Here is a 16,382-nt window from a genome sequence, read left to right on the forward strand (position 1 = left end):
ATAGTGTTGATTTTAACATAATATTATGTTAAAGTAGTTAGAAAGTAAATGAAGTTACTTTGTAGCGCTTAAAATAAAAGCCTGAAGGACAAAATAAAACCACTGTTGCGGCAACAACAGCGGCTCTTCTTCAAGCAAAACTGACTTATTTTACTTAATGATATGTACCACAAAATTAACGCATTTACATTTAAAAAGCTTATTCCGGTAGCCATTATTTTCCTGATGGCCGGCCAGGTTTCCGCAGAACACATCCGTCCTGTGCATGTTTCGCTTTCACAGGTGAAGGAGCCTATTTCGGGGACGGTAACGGATCAGGACGGATCAGCTGTAGCAGGAGCTACCATAACCGTGGTGGAAACCGGAACTACAGCGACGACCGATGATTCCGGAAATTTTACCATACAGGCAGTTGCAGGGCAGACCTTATCGGTTTCCTATAACGGATATGAGACACAGAATATAAAAGTAACGGGATCTCCTGTTGCCGTCAGCCTTAAATCAAAAAAAGGAGCAACTTCCATTGAAGAAGTAACCCTGGTGGGATACGGGACACAGAAAAAATCTGATCTTACCGGAGCAATCAGCCAGCTGAAGGCGGAGAATTTCAAGGAAGGGATGAATATTTCCGTAGATAACCTGATGCAGGGGAAAGTGGCCGGTGTGCGGATCGTTCAGACGAGCGGAGAGCCGGGAGCAGGAGTGAATGTTTCTATTCGTGGGATCGGATCCATTAGAAGCGGAAGCACACCCTTATTCGTTGTAGACGGAGTACCTTTGAGTAATGATCCGGTGAGTGCATCCGGCCCGAATGTCGGACTGGGGAATACCCAGGCTAAAAACCCGCTGAACTTTCTAAATACTTCTGATATAGAATCCATCACAGTACTTAAAGATGCTTCTGCTGCTGCCATTTACGGAGCCAGGGGATCTAACGGGGTTGTTTTGGTTACCACAAAAAGAGGGAAAAGGGGAGAACCGATGTTCACCTATGATACTTATTTAGGTTTTTCTTCGGTCATCAAAAAGCTGGATCTTCTTACTGCGGATGAGTACAGGAATGCAGGTATCAACAAATTATATGACCACGGTGGAAATACCGACTGGCAGGATGAGATTTACAGAAATGCCGTATCGTCCAATCATGCCGTTTCCTTTTCGAAAGCAACTGAAACCGGAAATTATTTCGCCTCGCTTTCCCATATGGACCAGGACGGGATCGTCCTGAATAGCAGCTTTAAAAGAACGACAGCGCGCCTTAATGCTGAAGAATCTTTCTTCGATAATAAAAGGCTGAAGGTAAAGCTGAACCTTACCGCCAGCGACATCAAGGAAACCGGGATTCCTAATGGTGCCAATGCCGGATCAGACGGACAGGTGATTATTCATGCCTTAATGGCTAACCCAACCCGTTCCGTTTACGATGATACCGGAAATTACACAAATTTCAATATGAATGCTCACTATAATCCTTTGTACCTGCTAAGCGTTTATAATGATAAAACCAGCACTTTCAGGGTGCTGGGTAATACTGAAGCAACACTGAGGATTTTACCGGGACTGAATTATAAATTCAATCTGGGAATTGATAAAACGATGTCTGAAAGGAATACCACCATGTTCCCCAATCTTACCGACCGGACACCCAAAGGAGCTTACGTACAGGCGAACCTGGATTCCTATAATGTGCTTCTCGAACATTATCTGACCTATGATTTCAGTCTGAATAAGCATAATTTCAGCGTATTGGGAGGATTTTCCTATCAGAAATTCAAAAATTCAGGAACATATTTCGGCGTAAGGAATATTGCTGACCAGGGATCACCCATTACCCCAGATATCAATCCGGGCTCTTCCGGGGATCCATTTATTCCTGCACCGGGATTCGCTCAGGAAAATGAGCTGCAATCCTATTTCGGAAGGGTCAATTACAACTTCAATAAAAAATATTTGATGACCGCTTCTTTAAGGGCGGACGGTTCCACCAGGTTTGGAGATAACAACAAATACGGATATTTCCCTTCCGTAGCCGTAGGATGGACCGTTTCCAATGAGAATTTCCTGCAGGATTTACCCTGGATCAATGAACTGAAAATCAGGGGAAGCTGGGGACAGACCGGTAATCAGGAGGTGCCGAATAAAATTACCAAGGCAAGTTATTCCCTGGCACAGTCCGCAGGATATTATATGTATGACAACCTGAATCTGATCAACGGGATCCTGATCAACAGGACTCCCTATCCGGACCTGAAATGGGAAACCGTAGAACAATCCAATATAGGTACTGATTTCAGTTTATGGAAGAACAGGCTGTATGGTTCAGTGGAATATTATTATAAGACAACCAAAGATGCCATTCTGTATATTCCTGCACCGGCGTTGAGTTCTACCGCCATGATGTGGAGGAATGCTGACGGACAGATCGTCAATAAAGGATTTGAAGTCACTTTAGGCTCGGAAATTATCAGAAATCAAAATTTTACCTGGAATTTAGATGTAAACGGAGCCACCGTGAATAATGTGGTGAAAGGCCTTCCGGTTTCAGCCATTTACTCCGGAGAGGTTTCGGGGCCAGGATTCTCAGGGGTTACCGCTAATATTTATGCCAACGGATATGAAGCCGGCTCTTTCTATATGTACAATTACCAGGGGATTGATGCCAACGGGAAATACATCTATGAGGACCTGAACGGCGACGGGAAAATTGATCCTAGTGACAGGAAGGTCTTTCAGGGAGCCATTCCAAATTTTACATTCGGGATTAATTCCTATATGAAATACAAAAAGTTTGACTTTGCATTCTCCTTCATCGGCCAGACCGGCGGTTACCTCGTGAACAATACGGCACTCGATCTGAATATCAATAACCTGGCTTCAGACAGGAACGTATTGAAAAACTTCTACGATTCCGGCGCGAGTTTTACCAATCAGCCACAACTGTCTTCTTTGTACCTGGAAAAATCTGACTTTATCCGTCTTAATAATCTAAGGCTGGGCTATACTTTTGACATGAACCAGCTTAAATTCCTGAAGAGCCTTAACCTGTACGTCAGTGCACAGAATGTGTTCACCATTACCAACTACACCGGTTATGATCCGCTTGTCGATACAAGCAAGGCTGTGGGCGGAAACCAGTCACTGGGAATTGATTACACTACCTATCCGTCTGCAAAAACCTTTATTCTGGGAGCTACCGTTAAATTTTAATCAAGTAAAAAGTTATGAAAATCAGTTTTTTAAATCTCAATACCATCATCTTATCCGCAGCAGCCTTAGCTTTAGTGGGATGCACCAACCTGGATGAAAAACTATTGGACGAAGTCCCTTCCACCGAAAATGCAGATCCTGAGGCCTCCCTTGCCGCAGCATACGGGCAGCTGGGTGACGGTACTTTTGTGGATCACGGAGGTGTTTTTGCCCTGCAGGAGTATTCTACCGATGAAGCCATATTACCCACCCGCGGAAGCGACTGGGGAGACGGAGGAAAATGGAGGGCGATGCACGAGTTTACCTGGGACGCCAACAGCGATGTGGTGAAAAATACCTGGAACCAGCTGAATTTCGGGATTACCAAATCCCTGTTTGCGATAGGAAGCATCAACAAAAGCAACATTAATAATAAAGCATTGTTCCTGGCAGAAGCCAAAGGACTACTGGCATACTATACCTACACGACCATCGACCTGTTCGGGCAGGCGCCGTACAGGAACCCGGATAACCTCAATGCACCCATCGAAATCAGGAAAGCGGAAACTACGATTGATGCTTTGATCACTGAAGTAGAAGGCATTATCCCGAATCTGGCAGACCTCAAAACCCAGAATACCCATGCCGGCAGGTTTACCAAACAGGCTGCTTATGCGCTGCTGGCAGATATGTACCTGAACAGAGCCGTGATCAAAAACAAAACGGCCGGAACCTTCAACTTTACCGAGCAGGCTGTTAACGGAAGCGGAACGGATATGGACAAGGTAATCCAGTATTCCAATATGCTGATCAATAATCCTCTTTTCAGCCTGGAATCCAATTATTTCCACAACTTTGATATCAATAACGATAACAGCAAGGAAATGATCTTCAGTATCGTACAGAAAAAGAATTCCAACAGAAATGCGGATAATGATTTGGCGTATATGTCGATGGAGAGGATCCAGAAGCCATCACCGGACAACAGGGGTACCAATGCTTCGTGCATCACTCCTGAATTCTATTATTCCTGGAATGGAAATTTCGATGATCCCCGTTTTCACCGGTACTATCAGTATGATGACGGAACCTGGTTCAGAAATAACGGAACGGATGTAAGTGTACCCTCTACCAGCAAAGTGGGAGGGACAGGTAAACCATGGTTCCATTTCAACAGAGGACTCCAGGTAGGACAGCAGTATGGCCCTAAAATCGTAAACGGAAACTTTGACATGACTGCTGACGGAAGGATTAAAGTGTATAAATTATTCACGGAAAAAAATACTACACTCGCCGCAGACTTTACGCCTGAACTGAATTTTGACAATCCCTCGGAAGCAGTATTCACGCAGGCCCAGATCAATCGTGGCGTGAGAAATTTCAAGTTTGAATTCGATCCCGGGTATGGCAATAACGGAACCAGCGGGATGGACGTTCCCCTGTACAGGCTCGGCGGAATCTATATGATGAGGGCTGAAGCTTTCTTCAGAAGCGGAAATGTAGCGGCAGCGTTGGCAGATGTCAATAAGCTGAGGACCAGCAGGACCCGTGAAGCATTGTTCAACAACGCACCTGGCTCAGCCATTGCTTCTCTTGATGCGAATACGCTTTTTAAAGAATCGGGGTACGAGCTTTATTGGGAAATGTACCGCAGAAAGGCGATGATCAGGTTTGGGAAATTTGATCTTGCAGGAACAGCAAAACCTGCTTCACAGCCTTACAGGAGGATTTTCCCGATTCCACAGGCAACACTGGACGCGTCGAAAGAATTCTCACAAAATCCCGGATACTAGAAAATCTTCATACTTACAATTGATTATTATTATTTGAAAAGCGGAGCGCATTTGTGCTCCGCTTTATGTTTGCATGCTTTCATTGTATCAGCTGCAGAATAGGACTTCCCCGTTTTTTTATTATCTTAGGTAGGTTTATTTTCCTGAAAAGCATTTCCGGATGAGAGAACTGCTTCCGGGAAAACACATTCGCACATAAAAGAAATGACGTGACACTATGGTAACAACATTAAAAAAAGGCATTATCTTTCCAAGTCTTATTTTTATTCTGGGGATTTCATTCATATCCGTTTTTTTTCCTCAGGTAACTGAGCAGCTGCTGAACAGCATTAAACAATTCATATTTGTCAACCTGAACTGGATTTACATCTGGTCCGTAACAATATTTGTTATTTTCCTGGTCTACCTCACCTTCAGTGATTATGGAAAAATAAAACTCGGCAGGAATGACAGCAAGCCCGAATACTCTTTCTTTTCATGGATGTCCATGCTGTTTGCTGCAGGAATGGGCATCGGGCTGATGTATTTCGGGGTTGCGGAACCCATGCAGCATTATTCTTCCGAAGCTTTTGCCTCAGGACATTATATCAATCGCGCCAAGAATGCCCAGCTGTATACCTTTTTCCATTGGGGCATCCATGCATGGGCTATCTACGCTGTTGTAGGACTGTCGCTGGCGTACTTTACCTACCGTTACCGTCTTCCGTTGTCACTCCGAAGCTGTTTTTATCCTCTGCTGAAAAATAAGATCAACGGAAACTGGGGCAATGCTATCGATGTGTTTGCCTTATGCAGTACTTTTTTCGGGATTACCACCACGCTGGGTTTCGGCGTCGTTCAGATCAATTCCGGTTTGCAGATCCTGCATGTGATTCCCGAAAACAGCTTCACTTATCAGGTCATTATTGTTGCCGTCCTGGTCTCGCTTTCTGTCCTCTCAGCCGTAAGCGGGGTAGATAAAGGCATTAAAATCCTGAGCAATGTTAATATCATCAGTGTGATATGCCTTCTGCTTTTTGTCTTGTTTCTGGGGCCTACCGTGTATGTTATTGCAAGCTTTACGGAAGGACTGGGCAACTATATCAACAGTTTTTTCAGCCTTACGTTCAATACGCATATCTATGAAAAGGATACTCTGCCCTGGTTTTATGACTGGACGATCTTATATTGGGCATGGTGGATCTCCTGGTCGCCCTATGTAGGGCTGTTTATTGCCAAGATCTCAAAGGGGAGGACTATCCGTGAGTTTATCATGGCTGTCCTGGTATTGCCCACGGTATTTAATTTTATATGGATGTCGGTTTTCGGGAACAGTGCCATTTGGTTTGATCTTACCACAGCTAAGGGGGCACTCAGCCAACTGGCTTCCAATCCGGACATGCTGATGTTCAGGTTCCTGGATTATTTACCACTCACGACGTTGATCAGTTTCGTCGTAATTGGGATCATCATCATATTTTTCGTGACATCCGCAGACTCAGGAATTTTTGTCATGAACAGCATTGCCACTGAAAATGCGCCGAAATCCCCGAAATGGCAGATGGTATTCTGGGGTATATTGCTGGCTGCACTGGCGCTCCTCCTGCTGAATGCCGGAGGACTGAAAGCCCTTCAGACCATGACACTGATCACAGCTCTGCCTTTTGCCCTTATCATGATTGTATTTATTGTCAGCCTGATGAAAGCGCTGGTAATCGACCGGAATTATTATGAAAAGGATTTTTCCGCTTCCTCCATTCCCTGGACGGGGGTCATCTGGAAACAGAGGCTCAAGCAGATTGTTTCCTTTAAGGACCTGCCTGCCGTGGAACATTTTATACATCATACTGTAAAGTCCGCATTTACGGAACTCAAAGACGAATTCATGAATAACGGGATTGAAGCGAAGCTCAATACCTGGGATGATCCGGCAGCTGTTGAGATCGAAATCCGGCATGATGTGGTCAACAACTTTGTGTACGGAGTCAAGAGTCACTCAAAAACCATATCCGAGTCTGTAATAAAGGATGATAACCTTCCCGATATTGATGAAAGTAAAACCTATTATCCCAAAGCCTATTTCGGGGATGCCCGTGAAGGGTACGATGTTCAGTACTTCACCAAAGATGAGCTGATTTCGGATGTCCTGAAGCATTATGAAAGGTTCCTGGAAATCATTTCAGATGAAGGCAATGAAATGTTCATCAGCATCAATGCTGGAAAAAGATAAACACGATTAAAAAAGCGAAGAAAAATTGTTCCTTCGCTTTTTTATTGCTTATGCATTTAGCATTCCCAGTTCCCCGAAATGCTTCCTGAACTTTTGTATTTTAGGCCCTACTACTGCGCTGCAATACGGCTGGTCAGGGTTCTCGTGGTAATATCCCTGATGGTACTGCTCAGCCGGCCAGAACTTGTCGAATTTCGTTACTTCCGTTACATAGGTTCCCTGCCATCTGCCGGATTCCTGTGAAGCTTTGACCGCTGCCTCCGCTTTGGCCTTTTCCGCATCATCTTTATAGTAGATGACAGAACGGTACTGGGTGCCAATATCATTTCCCTGACGGTTGAGCTGGGTTGGGTCATGAAGAAAAAAGAAAACATCCATCAGCTGTTCATATGAGATGACCGACGGATCATAAGTGATCTGCACGACTTCCGCATGCCCGGTCTCCCCGGTGCAGACCTCTTTGTAGGTAGGATTATCTGTATGCCCTCCGGAATACCCCGATACGGCGGAAACCACTCCCTTCAGCATATTAAAACAGCTTTCCACACACCAGAAACAGCCTCCACCAAAGGTAATCTGTTCTAAATTATTGTTATCCATTGTAAATTGATTATTGTATTAAAATTCTGATCTCTCCCGGAAATGGAACAGGAGAAAAACCAATCAAAAATAGGAAAAGTTTTGCAGTCTGTACAGTATACAGGCATTCAAAAATAAATCACATTGATTGTTTTTGCCAATCATGAAACCATGATCTGTACCAATTCTGATCGCTGAAGGAAGGGTATTGTATGGATCAGGTTTTAACCACAACAATGACAAAATTTTTTAACACATTAGAATCATGAAGATAAAAGCTTTGAAAACAGAAGGACACATAAGTTTTTTAAAAATCTACGATTTTTGAATGCTTGAAAAAAGATCTGCGTGATCTGCTGATATACGAGAATAAAATAGGGGTGATTCTATAGCTCTGGCACAATTAGAATATGCATGTCAGATAGTTTAACCACAATAGTCGCAAAAGTTTTGACACATTAGAAGTATGAAGAGAAGCGCTTTGAAAACAAAAGAGCACATAAATTTATGAAAATCTTTGATTTTCATTTGATGCTGCATATCATTTCTTTCATTTCTAAATTTGTTTTAAGCCTGAACCTTGTCAGGGCTTCAAACCCTGATAAGGTTGATAGATCCATGACCAAATAAACTGCTGAATTTGAAGTTCTCTAAGAAATCAAACAAGAAAGCATCCGAAAAGGATGCTTTGTATTAATGGTATAGATGGTATTGTCTATTTTTTCTCCCACACTAAGGCACTGGCACCGAGGATCGCCGCATCGGCTTCATCCAGCTCGCTGAAAACCAGTTTTACCTTGTTCCTGAAAATCGGGAGCAGGTTTCTTTCCATATGCAGCTTGGCAGGTTTCAGGATAAATTCACCCGCTTTGATCACGCCTCCGAAAAGCAGGATCGCTTCCGGGGAAGAAAACATCACAAAGTTGGCTAGGGCTTCACCTAATTTCTGTCCGGTATACCGGAATACCTCGATGGCGATGGGATCTCCTTTCAGGGCACATTCATGGACGGTCTTGGAGTTGATTTCCTCTTCAGGGTATTGGTTCAGCATGGATTCAGCAAATTCAGCCCTCATTTTTTTAGCCGTAATTGAAATTCCGGTTGCCGAGGCATAGGCTTCCAGGCTCCCTTCAGAGCCTGTGCTCCAGTGCTTTCTTCCTCCCGGTTTTACAATGGTATGTCCCAGTTCTCCGGCAAATCCGTCATGTCCGTAGATCAGGCTTCCGCTGGCTACAATTCCGCTTCCTACCCCTGTTCCCAGGGTAATCATGATAAAGTCCTTCATGCCTCTGGCCGCCCCGAAGAGCATTTCGCCTAATGCAGCAGCATTGGCATCATTGGTCACGGTACACGGAAGGCCGAATTTATTCGTCATGAGCTCAGCGAAAGGTACAATACCTTTCCAGGGCAGGTTTGGGGCCAGTTCAATGGTCCCTTTATAATAGTTTCCGTTAGGAGCACCTACTCCTATCCCGTCAAAGTTTTTTTCTTTTCCGTAACGCTCGATGAAAGGGTAGACCTGTTCATGCAATGCGTCAATGAATCCTTCAACAGTAGGGTAAGCATCCGTACGAAGGCTGCCTTTTTCAAGAACCTCTCCTCTGTGGTTTACCACACCGAATTTAGTGTTGGTGCCGCCAATATCAATTCCTAAGGCAACATTTTTTGATAAATCTATTAATGACATTTCTTTTGTAAAAAATTCTAAAGGTCTAAATTATAAAAAAGATTGTATTAATGGATTATTAACGAAACATTTATTTGAATAATTATGCTGCTTTTGCCGTCTTCTTTTTTCTTCGGCCCCACCAGATCATAAATCCGGTCACCGGCAGCGAAGCACAAATGAGGCTGACTACGAAGGCGATGATTTTGGTAGGAAGCCCGAGAATAGCCCCGACATGGATGTCATAGTTGGCCGCTACGGCTTTTTCGCCCAGGTTTTTGTCTTTCGGGTCGTGGGTATGGAGCAGTTCCCCGGAGTTTTCATCGAATATAAGGCTGCTGCTTTTATGATAAGAGTAGGAAAGATGCTTTACGTATACTTCAAAATTCGGATGGGCATGGTCATCCATATCGCTCATGTCCCAGATCAATGGAAAATCCATAGGCATCAGGGTATTTTGCCTTTACCGTATTGCTGATCTTATCCAGTGTTCCTTCCGTCCTCATTGATGCCGGAGCTTTTGTCGTGATGGATGAAAAATCGGGATATTTCGTTTCTCCTCCGGAGAACGTGAAATAAATTGCCGCCTGTACGAAGAAAAACGCGTAGAACAAGCCTGTAATGGCGAAAATCAGCGCAAAGATGGAAGAATAGAAGCCCAGGATATTGTGGAGGTCATAATTTTTCCGTTTCCAATTTTTTACGTTTTTCCATTTAAAGGAAAGGCGCTGTTTCCTGGCAGCCTTGTTCTTGGGCCACCATAAAATGATTCCGGAAATCAGCATGATCACAAAAATAATCACTGGGATCCCTACCAGATACGTTCCCCAGGATTGTTTCAGAAGGTAGCTCCAGTGGATCATCTTGACGATCTGGAAAAAGCCGTTCTTCTCGTCATACGTCCTCAGGACTTTTCCATTATACGGATTTACATACGCAACTTTATAAATCGGAAATTCATCAAAATAGTTCCAGCCTTCCGGATTATGCTCATACCAGTAGAATTGGTAGGAAAGCTTCTTGTCCACCGGGATATTGACCCAGTGGACAGGATATTTCTCTTTCACCTGTTCCACAACAGCTTTTTCGAGCATGCGGATCGGAAGAACTTCTTTCCGGTCAATGCCCTGCTCATGATGGTAGATGACATCTTTTCTGGTGAAATTTTCTATTTCATCCTTAAAAACATACAGTGCTCCTGTAATGGAAATAATAAAGATCAGGAAGCCTACAGCAAGCCCCAGCCACAAGTGCAGTTTTCCGGTCCATTTTTTAAATACACCCGGCTTTTTTTTATGATGATGTTTTTTCCTCATGTCTCTGAAAAGTTTTACAAAGATAAGTGTAATGTTTTTATTTAGATTAATTAAAATCTATATTCCACCATAAAAGTTCCTCTCATCCCTAATGCATTCACGAAATCACTGTCACGGGCTGCCCACCAGGCAATCGCCGGCTGATACACTTTGTTAAAGACATTTTCGATGCCGAGGGACAGCTTCCAGTTGGAATTAAGATCATAAGAAGACCTGAAATTGAATACGGTATAATCAGGTACGGTTCCTTCTCCATATGAATACAATCCGGTTTTGGGATTCGGGTCAAAGCGGTTCTGCCTGAAGCCATGCAGCATATCAATCCCAATGGAAAGTGCCTGTACCGGCCTTAGCTGCACATAAGCAAGAACTTTCGGCGCTGAAATCCTGCTGTTATTGATCTTGGCTGAATAATCCCCGTTATCATTCAGGGACGTAAGCCCTTCCATCCAGCTGTAGCTTCCTCCGAAATTCAGCCATCTTAATGGAGTGAAGTTCAGGTATCCCTCCACGCCATAAACTATTTCCGGAGCCCGCTGGATCGTCAGGGAACGGTCCGGGCTCTGTACGAAAGAGGCACCGAGTTTTGATGTACTTACATAGGACGTCATTTCATAGTTCAGCCATTTAGCGATCTGTCCTGTAGCTCCGAGTTCATAATTGTTCACAATAATCGGCTTGGCCTCCAGGTTGGCAATGGTTTCTGAAGTAGAGGTCCTCAGAATCCTTCCCAGCTCATTAATGGAATATGATTGTGAAAAGCTTGCGAAAAGATTCAAGTAAGGCTGGATGTTGTATCTAAGTCCAATGTTTCCTACCAGGGCATTATATTCCAGGTCGCCTCCCTTCACAAAGATACTTTTGGTAAATGTGCCGTCATTTTTAATCGTGGACAGCGTATTGAAATCACTCACTTTTACCTTGATGTTTTCATACCGTAAGCCTCCTTTCAGCGTCAGCTTTTTAAGCAGGTCTACTTTTACCATCAGAAAAGGAGCAATGTTGGTCATATCCATATCTGGTGTCCAGTAGCGGCCATCCTCCAGTTTCTGGGCGGTCTTATCATTCAACACGTCAAGGCCGTAGATCACCTCTCCCTGGGAATTTTGTGTGTTCCACAGCTGGGTGTCAAGATTGGCTCTCAACCCGGATTTTTTTGATATAACATTGGATTGTCCGCCGTTCAGGAACGTATCGCTGTATCCGTAAACGGTCCTGAAATCCTGATAATAAAGATTGACATTCAGGGCTGTATTCCAGAACAGGTTTTTATTGTCGTAGCTTAATTTGTAGTTGTGGTTCCTGGGCGTTCCCTGCGGTGTGGTAGCCAGGTTTTTTCCTGCCCCATCTGCAATGGTAGGCGTGATGCCGTATTTTCCCGTCTTCAGGCCAAGATCAAGATCAGACTTTGAGGCGTACCCGATATAGGATGCTTCAATCCTTTGATTCTGGTTGATATTATATCCCAACTTCAGCAAGCCGTTGTAGTTATCCATTTTTGCAGTACTGTAGGTAGGGCTGAGGTAAACGCCATCTGCGTCTTTCATATAGCCTGTCCTTTCATAGGTCAGGGATGCCACATAATCAAATTTATCGGATAGCTTACCTGATAAAAGCTGTGTAGCCCTGATACCCAGGGTACCGCCATAAGGCTGACCGGTTATACCGATCTGAGAAATACCCGAAATCTTTTGATTGGTTCGGCTCCTTCTGGTAATATAATTGATGATTCCCCCGTCTGCACCGTTCCCGTAAATGGATGACGCTCCTTTGATCACCTCGATCCTTTCGATTACCGAAGGATCGATGGAGCGGATGTCTCTGGCTCCGTTTCTCAAAGGGGTAGATTGAGGAATCCCGTCAATCAGGACAAGGACCTGGCGCCCTCTCAGCGTCTGGCCGCTGTTGGTGGTGGTTCCCGAGCTTGTAGCAAGGCTGGGTACCGTATACTGGAGGATATTGCTGATATCTGAATTAATGGTCAGCTGCGACTGGATCTGCTTTTCGCCGACGATAGTTACTGAGCTCGGAATTTCTTTGATGCTTTCCTTTTTCCGGGAGGCTGTCATCACTACCTCGTCCACATTGTTTACTTTTAAGCTGTCATTCGACTGGGCAAAAGCCATGGTAGCGGCCAGGAAAGATATTGCTGTAAATGTTTTTTTCATTGATTCTTTTTTCTTTGTTTTTTTTGTTTGCCCTGCCATACCAGAAATCCGGTAACAGGCAGTGAGGTGCAGATCAGTCCTGTGGCAAACCAGAGGATCTTACCCAAGAGCCCGAAATACGATCCTGTATGGATATCATAATTGGCATGGGCATACTGTTCTGCGTTGGTTAAGGTATGGTGAGGTTTGTTGGATAATATTTTTCCTGAATACCGATCAAAAACCAGCTGGTGCCTGATAGCATACCTGCCGTCTTCACCATAGACGGTTACCGGAATATTTTTCAGCTCCTTGCCCTTTTTGTTTTTTCCGTTGAGCGAAATTCTGAAGCTGGAGGATGTTCCGTATAATTTCTGAGTTTGCTGGGCAGTAAGGTCAAATAGATATTCTTTTCTTGCTGTCAGCGAGTCCGGGGATTTAATCTCTTTGTCTTTCGGAAGTTCTGCAGTTCCGGAGAGGGAATAGTTAAATGCATTCTTTACCCATGGGTAAGCAAAATAAATCCCGGTTAAGCTCACAATAAGGGCAATGAATGAGGCATAAAACCCTAAAATATTGTGAAGGTCATAATTTTTCCGCTTCCAGCCCTTTACGTTTTTCCAGCTGAAGCTGAAGCGTGATTTCCTGGCATTTTTGTTCTTTGGCCACCATAATACAATCCCGGTGATCAGCATGATGATGAAGAGTACAGTCGGGATCCCCACCACATATTTACCCCAGTCTGTGGGAAGGAGCAAACTCCAGTGGATGGCTTTCAGGATAGGGAAGAGGTCATATTTTTCATTGTACACCCCCAGGATCTCTCCGGTATACTGATTGACATAGACCAGCTTATTGACTTTTACCTCATCAAAATAGTTCCATGCTTTTTTATTTCTTTCATAATACAGGAATTCGTAAGAGCGGTTTTTATCCAGGTAAATCTCTACGGAACTAATGGGAACTTTTTCACGGATTTCCGATGAAATTTTGCCCTTCAGTACTTCAATGGATAGAGGAGCCGGAGTTATGGTTTCCGCTTTCACATACATGGCCTCCTTTCTCATGACATCATGAATTTCGTCTTTAAAAACATACAGGGTTCCTGTAAGCGAAACGATGAAAATAATACTACCCACAGAAAGGCCCAGCCACAGATGCAGCTTTGCAGACCATCGTTTGCCCCATGAAGGTTTCTTTTTATGAAGATGTTTTTTTCTCATGAAAAAAAGCCAGCCTTGAGGCTGGCTATTTGGTAATATAGGGTTAGAATTTATATCCGATGGATAACCTGAAGTTTCTCGGAGCTTCTGCCTGATAATAGTAGTAGTTTCCGTATGGTGAGCCTGAATACAGGTACCGGTTAAATACATTGAATACATTTAAGCCTACCCTGAACTTAGTATCCTCCCAGGAAAGGCCGGCATCAAATTTTACATAATCGCCCATATTCTTCTGTGTCCCGGTGTTGGCCCAGTTCCAGGTGCTTCTGTCACCCAGGTACGTCCCTCCGAAAGAAACACCGAAACCTTCAAGGGTCCCCCCTGTGAATGTATAATTAAGCCATCCGTTGGCGGTATGCTTAGCGTACCCGGGAACTCTCATCCCTACAGGATTGTTTACAGGGTCATTAGACTCTGTCACTTTATTCTCGGTAAAGGCATAATTAAAAATAGCATTGAATCCTTTTACAATTTCCCCTTTCAGATCAAACTCTACTCCCTGTACCCTTGTTTTTCCAAGCAGGATAGAGAATTGTTCATTCCCTGTATTGGTAGGGTCATTGGTGGTTGCATTATTTTTAATGATATTATATACGGATAAAGTAGTGTTCCACTTTCCTCCGAGCCAGTCTTTTTTCACACCCACTTCCATATTGTTCCCCGTAATTGGTTTTACGGTACTGCCATCCCTGAAAATGGCTGCCTGCGGCACAAATGACTGATCATATAAACCATAAACAGACAGGTTTTGATCTATGGAATAGCTGATCCCCACCCGAGGTGTTATTTTATCGGCTTCCATCTTAGTCCCGTAATTGCTTTCCTTCACAGTAGTATATCGTGCAGCAAGAGTCAGCCTTAGACGGTCTTCCAGAAAACCGAGTTCATCCTGTAAGTATAAACCAGTATAGTTCTGATTCAGCATGCTGCCTGTCCCGGCTCTTTCTGTAAGCGTTTTAGTCGTTCCGTCAAAAGAAACGAAGGCCTGGGTATTATTGTAACCGTAATAGGCTCCCGTATTGATATCGTAATTATTGGTATTCAGATTATACCAGTATCTGTAATCAGCGGGCGCACTATAATCGTCAGTAGCATTGTATTTGTCCAGATTATATCCCTGGGACCAGTCTGCCATGTATTTTTTGCTTCCTAAATCCAGTCCGGCTAAGATTTTATGGGAAACGATGCCCGTCTTAGCATATCCGTTCAGGAAAATCTGTCCGAATTTCATCGTATTATCTGCTTCCCAGTAGCCCAGGCGGCGTATCATGTAGTTTCCGACGAAGCTACTTGGCCAGAGGTTGCTCCCCATGGTGTATTCATTCACGTAGGTCAGCTGGGATGTCAGTTTCCAGTTCTCATTGAATTTGTGCTGCAAATTGATGTTCACCGTATTATTGTCCACTTTGGTAGGTTCAATGCTCGGATCGGTCGCGGTGTATGATACCGGCCGGGTAGCATATCCGTCATAGCTGAAAACATAGGCAGAGCCTACTTCAGACATTTTAGCTTTCTGATAAATGTACTCAGCCGTTAAAGTAGTTTTATCCGTAAGATTTACTTTAAGGGAAGGATTGATGATATAGCGGTCATTGAATTCATAATCCCTGAAGCTGTTTCTGTTCTGTGCCATCAGGTTCAGCCTGAATGCCACTTTATTGGTGATTTTGGTATCAATGTCCGTTTCACCGCGATACATGTTGAAGCTGCCGAGGGTTACCCTTGCGGAACCATTCAGGGACTGCCCGGTCGGTTTTTTGGTAACGATATTATAAATCCCGCTCGGTTCCCCGTTGGACATCAGGAATCCTGACGGTCCCTTGATGAATTCAATATGGTCTACAAAAGACATATCTTCGCTTAACGGTCCCCAGTTGGACGTAACGTTGACTCCGTTCATGAAAGCAGCTGCCCTTGAACCTCTCATATTGACCCTGGTATACATATCTCCCCAGTGTTCCAGCCTTTGTGCTCCGGCTACGTTTCTCAGCACACCGTCACTCATAGTGGTTACCTGCTGATCTTCCAGTGCCCTGTTGGTAATGATGGAAATATTCTGAGGAATTTTAATCAGTTCCTCATCCAGTCGCATGGAGGAAGAACCTTCTTTTTCAACGTATTTTTTATAGTATTTGCCATTTACAACAACTTCTTCGATGTCATTCGATTTAATGGTGTCATTGTTTTGGGCCCATGCCAGAGTCGTTGCAAGAAATGCAGCGGCTATTGTAATTTTTCTCATTCAGGTAGTCCTTTGTAGTGT

8 protein-coding genes and 1 pseudogene are annotated in these 16,382 nt (G+C 44.0%); 3 read left to right on the forward strand and 6 right to left on the reverse strand.

Translation table 11 applies throughout. The features are described from left to right. The first annotated feature begins 162 nt into the window (after nucleotides 1–162). The 3 genes from QE404_RS16940 (at nucleotide 163) to QE404_RS16950 (ending at nucleotide 7,188) form a co-directional block, all read left to right on the forward strand. The gene (locus QE404_RS16940; protein ID WP_307452479.1) at nucleotides 163–3,207 is read left to right on the forward strand and encodes a SusC/RagA family TonB-linked outer membrane protein; all 3,045 of its coding nucleotides are present in this window, start codon (nucleotides 163–165) and stop codon (nucleotides 3,205–3,207) included. Between the two features lie 14 nt (nucleotides 3,208–3,221). After that, complete coding sequence (locus QE404_RS16945) at nucleotides 3,222–4,979, forward strand: RagB/SusD family nutrient uptake outer membrane protein (protein WP_307452480.1); 1,758 nt, start codon at nucleotides 3,222–3,224, stop codon at nucleotides 4,977–4,979. Between the two features lie 217 nt (nucleotides 4,980–5,196). Further along, on the forward strand, nucleotides 5,197–7,188 hold the full coding sequence (locus QE404_RS16950; protein WP_307452482.1) for a BCCT family transporter: 1,992 nt from the start codon (nucleotides 5,197–5,199) through the stop codon (nucleotides 7,186–7,188). A 48-nt stretch (nucleotides 7,189–7,236) separates the two neighbouring features. Here the strand turns inward: QE404_RS16950 and msrA are convergent, their stop codons facing one another. The 6 genes and pseudogenes from msrA to QE404_RS16980 form a co-directional block, all read right to left on the reverse strand. Next, complete coding sequence (gene msrA / locus QE404_RS16955) at nucleotides 7,237–7,788, reverse strand: peptide-methionine (S)-S-oxide reductase MsrA (protein WP_307452483.1); 552 nt, start codon at nucleotides 7,786–7,788, stop codon at nucleotides 7,237–7,239. A 694-nt stretch (nucleotides 7,789–8,482) separates the two neighbouring features. Further along, the gene (locus tag QE404_RS16960; RefSeq protein ID WP_307452484.1) at nucleotides 8,483–9,454 is read right to left on the reverse strand and encodes an ROK family protein; all 972 of its coding nucleotides are present in this window, start codon (nucleotides 9,452–9,454) and stop codon (nucleotides 8,483–8,485) included. Between the two features lie 82 nt (nucleotides 9,455–9,536). Then, nucleotides 9,537–10,749, reverse strand: a pseudogene (locus QE404_RS16965) (PepSY-associated TM helix domain-containing protein). 50 nt (nucleotides 10,750–10,799) lie between these two features. Further along, a complete protein-coding gene (locus tag QE404_RS16970; RefSeq protein WP_307452487.1) occupies nucleotides 10,800–12,917 on the reverse strand; it encodes a TonB-dependent receptor in 2,118 nt (705 codons plus the stop codon). Further along, nucleotides 12,914–14,119, reverse strand: a complete 1,206-nt coding sequence (locus QE404_RS16975; RefSeq protein WP_307452489.1) for a PepSY-associated TM helix domain-containing protein — start codon at nucleotides 14,117–14,119, stop codon at nucleotides 12,914–12,916. The genes QE404_RS16970 and QE404_RS16975 overlap by 4 nt, the downstream gene beginning before the upstream one ends. A gap of 43 nt (nucleotides 14,120–14,162) precedes the next feature. Further along, nucleotides 14,163–16,361 (reverse strand): TonB-dependent siderophore receptor, encoded by a 2,199-nt coding sequence (locus tag QE404_RS16980; RefSeq protein WP_307452490.1) that lies wholly within the window; start codon nucleotides 16,359–16,361, stop codon nucleotides 14,163–14,165. Nucleotides 16,362–16,382 lie beyond the last annotated feature (21 nt).

This window comes from Chryseobacterium camelliae, from assembly GCF_030818575.1.
Classification (GTDB): domain Bacteria; phylum Bacteroidota; class Bacteroidia; order Flavobacteriales; family Weeksellaceae; genus Chryseobacterium; species Chryseobacterium camelliae_A.

Coding starts and splice junctions, on each gene's coding strand:
- QE404_RS16940 (WP_307452479.1), top strand. CDS start 163: ATGTACCACAAAATTAACGCATTTACATTTAAAAAGCTTATTCCGGTA.
- QE404_RS16945 (WP_307452480.1), top strand. CDS start 3,222: ATGAAAATCAGTTTTTTAAATCTCAATACCATCATCTTATCCGCAGCA.
- QE404_RS16950 (WP_307452482.1), top strand. CDS start 5,197: ATGGTAACAACATTAAAAAAAGGCATTATCTTTCCAAGTCTTATTTTT.
- msrA (WP_307452483.1), bottom strand. CDS start 7,788: ATGGATAACAATAATTTAGAACAGATTACCTTTGGTGGAGGCTGTTTC.
- QE404_RS16960 (WP_307452484.1), bottom strand. CDS start 9,454: ATGTCATTAATAGATTTATCAAAAAATGTTGCCTTAGGAATTGATATT.
- QE404_RS16970 (WP_307452487.1), bottom strand. CDS start 12,917: ATGAAAAAAACATTTACAGCAATATCTTTCCTGGCCGCTACCATGGCT.
- QE404_RS16975 (WP_307452489.1), bottom strand. CDS start 14,119: ATGAGAAAAAAACATCTTCATAAAAAGAAACCTTCATGGGGCAAACGA.
- QE404_RS16980 (WP_307452490.1), bottom strand. CDS start 16,361: ATGAGAAAAATTACAATAGCCGCTGCATTTCTTGCAACGACTCTGGCA.